The sequence below is a fragment of the Phenylobacterium sp. genome (assembly GCF_036502675.1).
Classification (GTDB): domain Bacteria; phylum Pseudomonadota; class Alphaproteobacteria; order Caulobacterales; family Caulobacteraceae; genus Phenylobacterium.
Genome location: NZ_DASXYF010000024.1, coordinates 1 through 10,596 on the forward strand (window position 1 = coordinate 1; position 10,596 = coordinate 10,596).

Consider the following 10,596-nt stretch of genomic DNA (forward strand, 5'->3'; position numbering starts at 1 on the left):
CAGCTCTACCGGTCCGGCTCGATGGTCGGGCTGACCGAGGCCGACTACGGCTACCTCTCCAGCCTGGGGATCCTGGTGATCTGCGACTTCCGCAGCACCGCCGAGCGGACGCAGGAGCCGACCCGCTGGCCGGGGCCTTCGGCGCCGCAGATGATCTCGCGCGACTACGACATGGACCTGGCGAGCCTGCAGCCGGCAGGGGGCGAAACACCCACGGCCGAGCAGATGCGCGCGCGGATGCTGAAGCTCTACGAGGACCTGCCCTACGACCACGCCGAGAGCTACCGCAGGATGTTCGCCGAGCTGGCGGCCGGGCGCACCCCGCTGGCCTTCAACTGCTCGGCCGGCAAGGACCGCACGGGAGTGGCCGCGGCCCTGGCGCTGACCGCGCTGGGCGTGCCGCGCGACCAGGTGCTGGCCGACTATGCGCTGACCGACAAGGTGGTGGACTACGAGGCGATCCTGCGCCGCTCGGCCGGCGGCTCGCCCGCAGGCTTCGCCGGCGTCGCCGCCATCCCGCCCGAGACGCGGCGGCCGATGATGCGCGCCGACCCCGCCTATCTGGAGGCCGCGCTGGCCGCGATGACGCGGCGCGAAGGCTCCGTCGAGGGCTTCCTGCGCGCCCGCCTGGACGTCACCCCCGCCCAGACGGCCGCCCTGCGCGAGCGGCTGCTGAAGCGGGTGTGAGCAGCCGGCTCTAGGCGAAGACGGTGGAGACCTCTTCGCCCGCGCCCTTCGGATCGGGCCCGTACTTGTTGGGGCCGGGCGTTCCCGGGAGCAGGTAGAAGACCAGCAGCGCCAGGGCGCCGAGGATCGGGACGACGCCGACCAGGATCCACCAGGCCGAGCGGTTGGTGTCGTGCAGCCGCCGGAAGGTGACCGCGAGGCTGGGGATCAAGAGGCCCAGCATCACCAGGCCGAAGAGGCCCGCGAACGCTACCGCCGGGCCGGCCGGGGGCTGGCCGGGCGTCATCCCCGTCAAGTTCATCAGCACCATGAACACCACCTCGATGATGACCAGGAGCAGGTAGAACATCCAGAACTCGGACCGCCGCGCGCGTCCGGTGAACTGCGCGTATTTCCGCAAGGGTTCGAACATCATGTTCATGTGCACGCCTCCCGTTTGTTTCAGGTGACGCTACGTGAACGGCGAGGCTTTGCAAGCCGCCGCAACCCTGCAGCGAACAGGATGCTTCGGCTGCCTCATGGGAGGCGACACCCACATCCGTCCTTTGACGTCATCTCCGGCTGAAGCGCGCAGGCGGGCGCCCTACCCGGCCAGCGCCCACTCCACGGCCAGCGCCAGGTCCAGCGCCCGGGCGCCGTCGGCGGCGCCGACCAGAGGCGCGGCGGCCTCGCCGCGGGCGGCCTGCAGGAAGGCCTGGATGGAGGCGGCCAGCGTGTCCTGCGCGGCCGGCGTGTCAGCGAAGTCGGCGTTGAGGGGATGCGGGGTGGTGTTGCGGAACGCGCGGGTGAGGAAATCGATCTCCACCTCGCCGGAGGGGTAGACCACCCGCATCGCCCGCCGGCGGGCGGAGGCCTGGCGGGAGACGTCGAAGACGGCGGTGAAGCCATCGTCGAACGCGACCTCGGCGCGGGCGGTGTCCCAGGTTCCGCTGGCCGCGACGCTCCCCTCGCCCTCCACCGTCACCGGCTCGGCGGCAGAGAGCGCCAGCGCCAGGTCGAGGTCATGCACCATCAGGTCCAGCACCACCGAGACGTCCAGGCTGCGCTCCGAGGGCGGGCCGTGGCGCAGGGCCTCCAGCCGCAGCGGCTGTTCCGGGATGCCGAACAGGCCGATGACCTTGAACAGCACCCGCTCCTGGTGGCCGCAGGCGACGGCCAGGCCGGCGGCGCGGCCCGCCGCCTGCACGGCCCCGGCCTCCTCCAGGCTGACGGCGATGGGCTTCTCCACATAGACCGGCTTGCCGGCGGCGAGCGCGGCCAGGGCCTGCCCGGCATGGAAGCCGGCGGGCGAGGCCACGGTGACCACGTCGACCGCCGCCAGGAAGGCATCGAGGTCGGTGAAGGCCTGGCCGCCCAGCGGCTCGGCCAGGGCCCGGGCGCGCTCCAGATGCGGGTCCAGCACCGCGGCCAGGGTCACGCCCGGCAGGCGAGCGTACTGGCGGGCGTGGTGGCCGCCGAACACGCCGGCGCCGATGACGCCGGCTCGCAGGGTGTGGGACATGAATCTCTCCGGGTCGCGGGGAGCGCCTATCACGCGGGAGCTGCTCGACGCCACCCGGGCGGGAGGTCTAAGCCGTCCGAAGAACGCGCCGGGGCCGGCCGGCCGGAGGAACGCCATGACCCGCTCGCGCGAGATCCGCCTGCTCAGCCGTCCCGACGGCCGGCCCACGGCCGCCAACTTCGAGCTGGCCGAGGTCGAGCTGCCCGAGCCCGGGCCCGGCGAGGCGCAGGTGCGCAACCGCTGGATGACGGTGGACCCCTACATGCGCGGGCGGATGAACGGGGAGGAAGGCTCCTACGTCAGCCCGTTCCACCTGGGCGAGCCGCTGATGGGCGGGGCGGTGGGAGAGGTTATCGCCTCCAACGACCCGTCGCTGCAGGCCGGCGACCTGGTGCGCAGCGACTACGGCTGGCGCGAGGCGTTCAACGCCCAGGCCGGGAAGCTGCGTAAGCTGGACGCCCAGGGCCTGCCGCCCGAGGCGTTCCTGGGCGTGGCCGGCATGCCGGGGCTGACGGCCTATGTGGGCCTGCTGAGGGTGGCGGCGCTGAAGCCGGGCGACGTCGTGCTGGTCTCGGCGGCGGCGGGCGCCGTGGGCTCGCTGGTCTGTCAGATCGCCAAGCTGAAAGGCCATGCGGTGATCGGGACGGCCGGCGGGGCGGAGAAGGTGCGCTACCTCACCGAGGAGCTGGGGGTCGACGCGGCGGTGGATTACCGCCAGCACGCCGGCCGGCTGACCCAGGCCCTGGCGGCGGCCGCGCCGGAGGGGATCGACGTCTATTTCGAGAACGTGGGCGGCGAGCACCTGGAGGCGGCGCTGAACATCGCCCGTCCGTTCGCGCGCTTCGCGCTCTGCGGGATGATCTCGCAGTACAACGCCGGCGAGCCCTACGGCGTGCGCAACCTGATGCTGGCGGTGGGCCGGCAGATCCGGCTGCAGGGCTTCATCGCCGGCAGCTACACGGACATGACGGCCGACTTCCTCCGCGACCTGCGCGCGTGGATCGCCGAGGGCCGGATCAAGTGGCGGGAGACGGTGGTCGAGGGGATCGAAAACGCGCCCGCCGCCTTCATCGGCCTGTTTTCCGGCCGGAACCTGGGCAAGGCGCTGGTGAAATTGAGCTAGGATGTCGAAGCTTCGGCCGGCCGCGAGGCGACCGGCCGAAGCTGCGGACGAGCTCAGATTCCGCCTTTGCGGGCGACTTCACCCATGAACGCCTGCGTCCGGGGACCGGTCTCGGCGTCGACCTGCATGATCATCGCCAGGTACTCGTCGAGCCCGGCGTCGGCGAGGCGTCGCAGGCCGGCGAGGATCGTAGCCTCGTCGCCCACCAGGGAAATCTCCGACGGTCCTTTGACATCCTGCATGTCGAGCATGCGCTTGTACGGCGGCAGGGTGGCCATCATGCCCACCTTGGCGTCGATGACCTGGCGCGCCTCGTCCACCTGGCTTTTCGGCACCAGGGCGACGGGGAGGGATACGATGATGCGGGGCGTCTTGCGCCCCACGGCCTGGGCCGCCTCGCGCAGTCGAGGTTCGAAATAGGTCTCGATGAGCTTGGGTCCGGCGACGCCGGGGACGATGCCGTCGGCCAGTTCGCCGGCGACGCGCAGCATCACCGGTCCCATCGCCGCCAGCACCACGGGCGGCGCCGGAGGCGGCGGCGCGGTGGACCGTTGATCGGTCGCCCCGACGTCGCTGAACTTCACCGCCGAATCGATCTTGATCTTCTGAAAATCACCTGAAAAATCAATGGGATCTCCCCGTAACATGGTCGTCAGCGCCTTGAGAAACTCCTCGGTCTGGCGAGCGGGCCGGTCGTAGCTGAGCCCGTACATTCCCTCCATGAACCTGGCGTGGGAGGGGCCAAGCCCGAGGACGAACCGGCCGCCGCAGGCGATCTGCATCGACAGGGCCTGCTGGCACATCACCACCGGGTGGCGGGGAATGGTCGGGATTACGCTGACCCCCAGCCGGATGTTCTTGGTTCGTGTCGCGGTGACGGCCAGGCAGGTCAAGGCGTCGACGCCGGCCGGCCGGGGAGTCTGCTCCACCCAGTAGGACACGAAGCCGTCGGCCTCGGCGCCCACCCCGTCCTCTACGTGGTCAAGAAATCCGCCATCCCCCCAGAAGGTGTGGTTTGTGATCAGTCCGATGTCCATGGGCGTCCCCCTGCTTTATTATGAGGTATGGGGCGCGGATTTCCATATCCGGGCCGCAACCCCTATGGCGCCGGGGGAGGCTTGCCGCAAGGCTGGCGGGACTTGCGCCCGACGGCGCACGGACACCCTTCCCGCAACGCCAGTTAACGCGCCTTGAGCTCGACAAGCAGGGGGTGTGGGGACCAGTCCTGATAGCTGAAGGCCACCCGGCTCCCGGGCGCCAGCGGCGCCTCGGCCAGCGCCGCCGCATCGGCGACGAAGGCGTGCCGGCCGGCGGGCAGACCGCCCGCGACCGCCTCGTGGTCGAGGGTGACGGCCTTGCCCTGCACCCCGACCAGGCTGCCGACGCCGGAGAGCACTGGGCCCGTGGGCAGGGGAACGCCGGACCTGGCGCCGGCCCCGGGCGCGGCGGGTGCGCCCGAGGTGTGCGGCTCGCAGCCCGCCAGAACCAGGGCCGCGGCGAGGATCAGCGCGAATTTCATCAGTACACCTCGGAATCGGGCCGGCAACTTAGCGGCTGTCGAGCCGATGTGAACGCTCAAGTTGTTGGCCGCTCACGGCGCAGGGGCTACAACCCCTGGCCTTCCTCCTTCTGCATGCGGAGCCGCCCGACGTGACGCGTCTGTTCAGCGCCTATGTGATCGTCGACTGGAGTGCGGCGGCGAAACCCTCGACCGGGGCGGATTCCGTCTGGATCGGCGTCCTGAAGCGCGACGTGCGCTTCCGCATGCATTTCGAGTCGCACAATCCGGCGACCCGGGCCGCGGCGGAAAAGCTGCTGGGCGAAGTGCTCGACGACCTGAAGAAGCGCGGCGAGCGGGCGCTGGTGGGCTTCGACTTCCCGCTGGGCTTCCCGCGCGGGTTCGCCGCCGCCCTGAAGCTTGCCGGCGAGGCCCCCTGGGAGGCGGTGTGGACGCAGGTCGACCGGATGGTGAAGGACAAGGCCGACAACACCAACAACCGTTTCGGCGCGGCCTCGGAGATCAACCGGCGGCTGACGGGGGGTCCCTTCCCGTTCTGGGGCTGCCCGCCCAAGGACGCCCTGACCACCCTGCAGCCGAAGCGGACGCGGGCGCACGGGCCGCAGGACCTGCCGGAGTTCCGCCACGCCGAACTGGCGGCCAGGGGCTCGTCGTCGATCTGGAAGCTCTATTACAACGGCTCGGTGGGCGGCCAGGCGCTGCTCGGCATCCCGGCGGTGCGCCGGCTGAAGCAGGCCCGCGGCGCGGCGGTCAAGGTCTGGCCGTTCGAGACCGGCTTCAAGGCGCTGACGCCCGCCGACCTGCAGGGCGTCGAGGCCGTCGCGGTCGAGGTCTATCCGTCGCTGCTGAAGGTGCAGCCCGCCGCCGGCGAGGTGAAGAACCTAGCCCAGGTGCGCGCCACCGCCGAGCACTTCGCCCGCCTGGACGAGGCCGGCAAGCTGGGCGCCCTGTTCGGGCCGTCGAAGGAGGCGGCTGCGGACACGGTGCTCGACGCCGAGCGCGAGGAAGGCTGGATCTTGGGCGCGGGCGCCTGACGGGCTCCGCCGCAGGGCTTGCGGGACCTAGAGCGGCCGCCGGTCCAGCGCCCAGAACCGCGCCGCCAGCAGGCCCGCCGACAGGAAGCTCGCCGCCGTCACCGCCCAGACGACGCCGGTCAGCCCCATCCCCAGCGGGATCGCCAGCCACCAGGCCAGAGGCGCCATGAACAGGCCGTAGCTCGCCAGGTGGGTGAAGGTGGGCGGCCAGACGTCGCCACGGGCCCGCAGCGCCTGGGCGACCACCACCTGCGCGGCGTCGGGGATCAGGAACAGGCAGGCCAGCGCCATGGCCGGTCCGGCCATGGCCAGGGTCCGCGCGTCGCGGGTGTAGCCGGCGACGATCAGGCCTGAGGCCGGCCAGACCAGCAGGGAGATGATCCCGCCGAACGCCAGCGCGACGGCGAAGGCGGTGAGCGCCCGCCGGCGCAGGGCCTGCGGCTCGCGCGCGCCATAGGCTGCGCCGACGCGGACGGCGGCGGCGGCGGCCAGGCCCAGCGGGACCATGAAGATGATCGCCACCACGTTCAGCACGATCGCCCAGGCGGCCACGCTGAGCGCGCCCACCCAGCCGGCGATGACGTTCATGCTGGCGAAGGCCGCGGTCTCGAAGAAGTTGGAGGCGCCGGCGCCAAAGCCGATGCGCCGCTGCTCGGCCTCCGCCACCGGATCGCGGGGCGGGCGGGCGAACACGCCGAGCGCCCGCGCCTCGGGCATGGCGGCGATATAGGCCAGCGTCGCCACGGCCAGGAAGGAGCGCGCGCCCAGGGTCGACCAGGCGCCGCCGACCGCGCCCAGGGCGGGCAGGCCGAAGGTCCCCGGCACCAGCAGGAGGCTGAGGCCCAGGTTCACGCCATTGGCGATCCACATCAGCCAAGCCGCGGGGCCGGGCTTCGACAGGCCCTCCAGCCAGGACGCCGCCGCCACGCTAAGGACGATGGCCGGCAGGCTGAGGGCGAAGACCTTCAACGCCCGCGCCGCCCCCTCGGCCAGGCCGGGCTCCAGCCCCAGCCCGCGCAGCAGCGCCGGCCCGCCGGCCAGCAGCAGCACCATACCCGCCAGGCCGATCCACAGTCCGTAGCTCAGGCCCCGCCGCAGCACGACGCCGGTCCGGTCCAGGCGCCCCTCGCCCACCGCCCGGGCGGTCATCACCTGCACCCCGGTGAGCAAGCCGATGGCCATGGTCACCACCACGCTGGTGGGCGCCCAGGCCAGCGCATGGAAGCCCAGCTGCTCGGCGGAATAGCGGCCGACCACCAGGGCGTCGGTGAGGCCCATGACCATGACGCCGAGGCGCGACGCCACCACCGGCCCGGCGAGCTTCAGGAGCTCGGCCAGTTCGACACGGACGGGAAGGACGCGGACCCCGGCTTGCGGACCCGGCTCGGCCGATGCGGCCATGAAATCACCTGCCTGGCGGGACCGGCGAAGATGGCGACGGCGCAGCTCGGCCGCAACCCTGGGGCGTTTCGCCTGGCCTCCCCTTGATGGGAAGAGGCCAGGCGACCCTAAACCGCCGCGCGGCGGTTCATGTCGACACGGTCTTCCTTGAGCTTCTCCGCCACCAGGAAGGCCAGCTCCAGCGCCTGCTCGCCGTTGAGTCGCGGGTCGCAGTGGGTGTGGTAGCGGTCGGCCAGGTCGCCCTCGGTGAGCGCCCGGGCGCCGCCGACGCACTCGGTGACGTTCTGGCCGGTCATCTCCAGGTGCACGCCGCCGGGATGCACGCCCTCGGCCTTGGCGATCTCCACGAAGCTCTTCACCTCGGAAAGGATTCGGTCGAAGGGCCGGGTCTTGTAGCCGTTGGCGGCGGTGAGCGTGTTGCCGTGCATCGGGTCGATCGCCCAGACCACGCTGCGCCCGGCCCGCTTGGTGGCGGCCATCAGGCCCGGCAGGCGGCCGGCGATCTTGTCGGAGCCGAAGCGGCCGTAGAGGGTCAGCCGCCCGGGCTCGTTCTTCGGATTGAGCACTTCGGTCAGGCGCAGCAATTCCTCGGCCTCCAGCGTCGGGCCGACCTTCACACCGATCGGATTGCGGACGCCGCGGAAGAACTCCACATGCGCCCCGTCGAGCTGGCGGGTGCGCTCGCCGATCCACAGCAGGTGGGCGGAGGTGTCGTACCACTCGCCGGAGGTGGAATCGACGCGGGTCATCGCCTCCTCGGCGCCCAGCAGCAGGGCCTCGTGGGCGGTGAAGAACTCCACTTGGTGCAGGTTGGGATGGCTCTCCGGCGTGACGCCTATGGCGGCCATGAAGGTCAGCGACTCGCTGATCTTTTCAGCCAGCTCGGCGTAACGCGCGCCCAGCGGGCTGTCGTTGACGAAGCCCAGGGTCCAGCGGTGGATGTTGTAGAGGTCGGCGTAGCCGCCGCCGGCGAAGGCGCGCACCAGGTTCAGCGTCGCCGCCGACTGGCCGTAGGCCTTCAGGAGGCGCTCGGGGTCTGGGCGGCGGGCCTCGGGCGTGAACTCCATGGCGTTGATGTTGTCGCCCCGGTAGGACGGCAGGGTCACGTCGCCCTGCGTCTCCGTGGCCGAGGAGCGCGGCTTGGCGAACTGGCCGGCCATGCGGCCCACCTTCACGACGGGCTTGCCGCCGGCGAAGGTCAGGACGACGGCCATCTGCAGGACCAGGCGGAAGGTGTCGCGGATGTTGTCGGCGGCGAATTCCTTGAAGCTCTCGGCGCAGTCGCCGCCCTGCAGCAGGAAGGCGCGTCCCTCGGAGACGTCGCCCAGCAGGCTTTTCAGCCGGCGCGCCTCACCGGCGAAGACCAGAGGCGGCATGGCGCGCAGCGTCTGCTCGGCCTTGGCCAGGGCGGCGGCGTCCGGGTAGTCCCCGGGCATGTGCTTGGCGGGCTTTGTGCGCCAGGACGCGGGCGTCCACTGTTCCGTCATCGATCGAACTCCTCGCCCGGCGCACCGGGCCGCGCCTTCTACCCCCAGATGGGGCTTGAGGTCGATCTTCGCGCGGTCAGGCGATTCTGCCCTGCGCGGTGCGCCGGCCGGCCTCCTCCGCGACGTTCATCACCGAGAGCATGGCCACCAGCACGCCCAGCGCCAGCCACCAGTCCTGCCAGATGCCGAAATTGACCCCGAACAGCAGGTAGGCCATGGCGCAGGCGATGGTGGCGGCGATGGCGAGGCTGGGCTCGGGCCGGGCGAGACGGCCCAGGGTCACGCCCCAGAAGGCGGCCGCGGCCACGGCGCCCACGGCGCCCAGCTCCAGCCAGATCTGCAGCGGATTGTTGTGCGGATGCAGGATGATGCCCGGCCCAAACATGCGGCTGGCGTCGAGGCCCCAGCCGCGCAGCGGGCGGTCGCCGATCCAGTCGATGGCGTGGCTCCAGTAGCCCAGGCGCATGGAGTCCGTGCGCGGCAGGCTAGACCGGATGGCCTCGTAGTCGAGGAAATGCCGCACGGCCCAGACCGCGAAGGGGGTGGCCAGGAACAGCGCCGCCGTGGCCAGCGCCATCGCCCGGGGCCCGCCCCGCGGCCAGCGCCAGGCGACCGCCGCGGCCAGCGGCGCGAGCACCAGGCCCAGCATCGAGGAATCGTAGCCGAAGGCCAGCGCCGCCGCCCCGGTGCCCACGAACATGGCGAGCGCGAACCAGGCCCGCAGGCGGGGCGCGGCGCTGACCGCGGCCAGCGGCCAGATGAGGCCCAGGACCTGGGTGGCGTGGCCGACGTTGGACTCCGCCAGATCGTCGCGGATCGGTTGATAGAGCCGGTGCAGCGCCTTGTAGATCACCGCATGGGTCGCCGCCTCGACGATCAGGACGACGCCGAAGAGCGCGCAGCCCCAGGCGACGACCCGCAAGGCGCGGGTCCGCAAGGCGGGGTCGGCGCGCCGGCCGGCCGAGACCGCGCTCCAGAACAGCGGCAGTTCCAGGGCCAGCTTCACGATGGTCATGTTGCCCACCTTGCCCGGGTGGTACGGGCTCCAGGTGGTCGAGACCGCCGCCCAGATCAGCGCCGCGAACAGGATGATCGCCGCCGGCCGGTCCTCGTCGGCGATGCGCAGCGCCGGCAGGCAGAGCAGGCCCACCAGCGAGACCAGGGCCGCCAGCCCCAGGGGGGCCAGGTAACCGACCACCGGGACCAGCGGCGCGGCGCCGACCAGGACCCAGCCGCACCATGCTTCTACGCTCCAAGAGGAGCTTCGAAGGACCGGCGCGCCGGCCTTGGCGCTCAAAGGACCTGTCCTGCGAAGCCTGGAGGGCGAAGCAGGATCATGCCACCTGGCCCAGGCCCAGCGGCTCGTGCTTTTCGCGCATGGTCACCAGTTCCTCGGCCAGCGTCGGGTGCACTGCGCAGGTGGCGTCCCACTGGGTCTTGGTGACGCCGAGCTTCATGGCGATCGCGGCCATCTGGATGATCTCCGGCGCATCGGGTCCGACCACATGGCAGCCGACGACCTTTTCGGTGGCGCAGTCCACGACGAGCTTCAGCAGCGCCCGGTCGTCCGCGCCGGTGAAGGCGTATTTCATCGGCTTCAGGCGGGCCAGGTAGATGTCCACCTTGCCGCACTGCCTGCGTGCGTCGGCCTCGCTCAGGCCCACCGACCCGATCGGCGGCTGCGAGAAGACCGCCGAGGCGACCATTTCATGATCGAAGCTGGTCGGCCGATCATAGAACACCGTCTCGGCGAAGGCCTGCCCTTCGCGGATGGCCACCGGCGTCAGGTTGATGCGGTCGGTGACGTCGCCCACCGCCCAGATGTTCTCGACATTGGTGCGGGA

The 10,596-nt window shown here is 71.4% G+C and carries 10 protein-coding genes and 1 pseudogene; 3 read left to right on the forward strand and 8 right to left on the reverse strand.

The window, feature by feature from the left end:
• On the forward strand, positions 1 to 687 hold a 687-nt coding region (locus tag VGL30_RS03060; RefSeq protein WP_331536651.1), incomplete at its 5' end, for a tyrosine-protein phosphatase.
• Between the two features lie 10 nt (positions 688 to 697).
• Here the strand turns inward: VGL30_RS03060 and VGL30_RS03065 are convergent.
• Together VGL30_RS03065 and VGL30_RS03070 are read right to left on the reverse strand one after the other, a co-directional pair.
• Entirely contained in the window at positions 698 to 1,108 is a 411-nt protein-coding gene (locus tag VGL30_RS03065) for a DUF805 domain-containing protein (RefSeq protein ID WP_331536652.1), read from the reverse strand.
• A 162-nt stretch (positions 1,109 to 1,270) separates the two neighbouring features.
• Complete coding sequence (locus VGL30_RS03070) at positions 1,271 to 2,188, reverse strand: Gfo/Idh/MocA family oxidoreductase (RefSeq protein ID WP_331536654.1); 918 nt, start codon at positions 2,186 to 2,188, stop codon at positions 1,271 to 1,273.
• A 115-nt stretch (positions 2,189 to 2,303) separates the two neighbouring features.
• Between VGL30_RS03070 and VGL30_RS03075 the strand changes: the two genes are divergently transcribed.
• Entirely contained in the window at positions 2,304 to 3,311 is a 1,008-nt protein-coding gene (locus tag VGL30_RS03075; RefSeq protein WP_331536656.1) for an NADP-dependent oxidoreductase, read from the forward strand.
• Between the two features lie 53 nt (positions 3,312 to 3,364).
• Here the strand turns inward: VGL30_RS03075 and VGL30_RS03080 are convergent, their stop codons facing one another.
• Positions 3,365 to 4,348 carry a TIGR03564 family F420-dependent LLM class oxidoreductase gene (locus tag VGL30_RS03080; RefSeq protein ID WP_331536658.1) on the reverse strand — a complete coding sequence of 328 codons (984 nt, stop codon included), beginning with the start codon at positions 4,346 to 4,348 and terminating at the stop codon, positions 3,365 to 3,367.
• A gap of 143 nt (positions 4,349 to 4,491) precedes the next feature.
• The gene (locus tag VGL30_RS03085; RefSeq protein WP_331536660.1) at positions 4,492 to 4,830 is read right to left on the reverse strand and encodes a copper-binding protein; all 339 of its coding nucleotides are present in this window, start codon (positions 4,828 to 4,830) and stop codon (positions 4,492 to 4,494) included.
• Between the two features lie 131 nt (positions 4,831 to 4,961).
• On the opposite strand from VGL30_RS03085, the gene VGL30_RS03090 reads away from it, so the two are divergent.
• Positions 4,962 to 5,864 (forward strand): cobalamin biosynthesis protein CbiG, encoded by a 903-nt coding sequence (locus tag VGL30_RS03090; protein ID WP_331536662.1) that lies wholly within the window; start codon positions 4,962 to 4,964, stop codon positions 5,862 to 5,864.
• Positions 5,865 to 5,891: 27 nt separating this feature from the next.
• Here the strand turns inward: VGL30_RS03090 and VGL30_RS03095 are convergent, their stop codons facing one another.
• The 4 genes and pseudogenes from VGL30_RS03095 to VGL30_RS03110 form a co-directional block, all read right to left on the reverse strand.
• The gene (locus tag VGL30_RS03095) at positions 5,892 to 7,265 is read right to left on the reverse strand and encodes an MATE family efflux transporter (RefSeq protein WP_331536664.1); all 1,374 of its coding nucleotides are present in this window, start codon (positions 7,263 to 7,265) and stop codon (positions 5,892 to 5,894) included.
• 107 nt (positions 7,266 to 7,372) lie between these two features.
• Positions 7,373 to 8,752: a class II 3-deoxy-7-phosphoheptulonate synthase gene (locus VGL30_RS03100; RefSeq protein ID WP_331536666.1), complete on the reverse strand. Its 1,380-nt coding sequence runs from the start codon at positions 8,750 to 8,752 to the stop codon at positions 7,373 to 7,375.
• A gap of 76 nt (positions 8,753 to 8,828) precedes the next feature.
• Positions 8,829 to 10,049: an O-antigen ligase family protein gene (locus VGL30_RS03105; RefSeq protein WP_331536668.1), complete on the reverse strand. Its 1,221-nt coding sequence runs from the start codon at positions 10,047 to 10,049 to the stop codon at positions 8,829 to 8,831.
• Between the two features lie 37 nt (positions 10,050 to 10,086).
• Positions 10,087 to 10,596, reverse strand: a pseudogene (locus tag VGL30_RS03110) (glutathione-disulfide reductase); the annotation flags it as partial.